This window comes from Zhenhengia yiwuensis, assembly GCF_014384995.1.
GTDB lineage: Bacteria > Bacillota > Clostridia > Lachnospirales > Cellulosilyticaceae > Zhenhengia > Zhenhengia yiwuensis.
Map to the genome: position 1 here is coordinate 1 of NZ_JACRSY010000097.1, position 1,748 is coordinate 1,748.

Annotated in this window: 3 protein-coding genes; all 3 read right to left on the bottom strand. The window is 32.2% G+C overall.

The features are described 5' to 3' along the window. Positions 1-105: 105 nt before the first annotated feature. A complete protein-coding gene (locus tag H8718_RS20075; RefSeq protein WP_249334835.1) occupies positions 106-438 on the bottom strand; it encodes a hypothetical protein in 333 nt (110 codons plus the stop codon). Between the two features lie 163 nt (positions 439-601). Next, positions 602-1,363 carry a peptidoglycan recognition protein family protein gene (locus H8718_RS20080; RefSeq protein ID WP_249334836.1) on the bottom strand — a complete coding sequence of 254 codons (762 nt, stop codon included), beginning with the start codon at positions 1,361-1,363 and terminating at the stop codon, positions 602-604. A gap of 1 nt (position 1,364) precedes the next feature. After that, positions 1,365-1,613, bottom strand: a complete 249-nt coding sequence (locus tag H8718_RS20085) for a hypothetical protein (RefSeq protein WP_249334837.1) — start codon at positions 1,611-1,613, stop codon at positions 1,365-1,367. Between the last annotated feature and the right edge of the window lie 135 nt (positions 1,614-1,748).

Here is a 1,748-nt window from a genome sequence, read left to right on the forward strand (position 1 = left end):
GAAGTTTAAATTCTTTGTCATATCTCTTAGCCATTGTTTTAGGACACCTCGTTCATTATAGTTATTTCTATTATAACTCAAATCTCCATTCTATGTGTCCAATTTTTATTCTAGCATCATATTATGTCTGATTTCTAATATATTAAATTGACTATATTCATTAATAAATGAAAAAAAGTCCTGTGCATATTTATGTAATGTATCAAAATTTCTGCCATATGAGTTTTTCCTGTACTCTTTGACCAAAATTTCCCACGGAATTCCAAGAAATTCTGCATTATTATAAATCATTATTCCAACAGGAGATCCCTTTGAAAGTGTAAATAATTTTTCTGCTGTATTGAATGCTTTAATAGTTTGTCCACTACCTATTGTTACAGCACTATCAGTAGCTAATGCTACACATTTTTTATTGATTACTCCTATTTGTGCGGTCATTTGTATACCCCCTTATTTTTTATTTAAATTGTACACCATTTTTGTATCCTAATCAAAATAAAAATAAAATTATATCTTTTAACTCAATAATATTTATAGAGTTATGAATGCCCCCTCTAATAAAATCAATATTTGAGCAAAAAAATAAAGGATAAGCCTAAGCTTACCCCAAATAACCACTAACCTTAACTATTAAATCTCTTACATTCTGTTCTGTATACTTCTTATCCTGCCAAATACCAGGACTATTTATAATCTTAGCCTCTACCATCTTAGCTACTGCAGCATCATAGCCACTAACATCAAAGAGCCTAATCCCTATCTTACTAATAAGTGCTGGTACATTCTTAAGGTTAATACTTGTCCATGCTGCCGGACTACCGATGATACCTTCTAAGACTAGATTCTGTATTGCTCTTTCATATTCACTATCCATTTGTATACCCTGAATAGCTTTCTTAAAATCTGACCATAATTTAGGCTCCTTAAGCATCTTTGCAGGGCATTGTTTGCCGCAGCTATCATAGTGCCTAATAACTCTATCTGCTGAAATATTTAACTCTTTCATAAGCTTCTTGGTAAGGTCTAAAGCATTAGCTACAGCTTTACTGTAATCCCCATCTTGATTAACACATATTTCTATACCTATAGAGTTACTGTTATTACATTGTGGTACTGCTGGATTAGAAACATACTTCTTGCCATTATGCCAAGACTGTACACTATGTTCTACTAATTGTATAGCTTGTTTATCATCTACCACATAATGTGCACTCCCCCCTCTATCTCCACCATTGAAATACTTATAGTGTCTTTCTGCATCTGCCCCTATATCTGTATTTCCTGTTTCATGTATTACGATATAGACTGGCTTATTGATACCACTATGATTGTATTTAATAAGCTTCTTTATTAACTGGACCATCTTAGGCACCTACCTTATCTTGAATTTTATCTACTTTATTTTCAATAGACTCCAATTTCCCTGTGTATGTGCTGATAATACCTGCAAACTTTTCATTTGCTGCAGTAGCTTTCCCAAGTTCTGTATATAGTCTTTCTTTATCTTGTAATTGAGCCTGATACATCTTCCAAATAAAAAATCCACATGCTCCTACCATTACAATTGGAAATCCTAAACTATTAATCAATGTCTCTAACATATTTACATCCATTTTCTTATCCTCCTTAATAAAAAGGCATAAAAAATAACACTATTTCTAGTGCCTTCTCTATGCCTTTATTCAGTTAACCAATCATTCTTTTATTCTACTAAGCCAAGTTCTTTTTTTACTTCTTCTACAAATTGC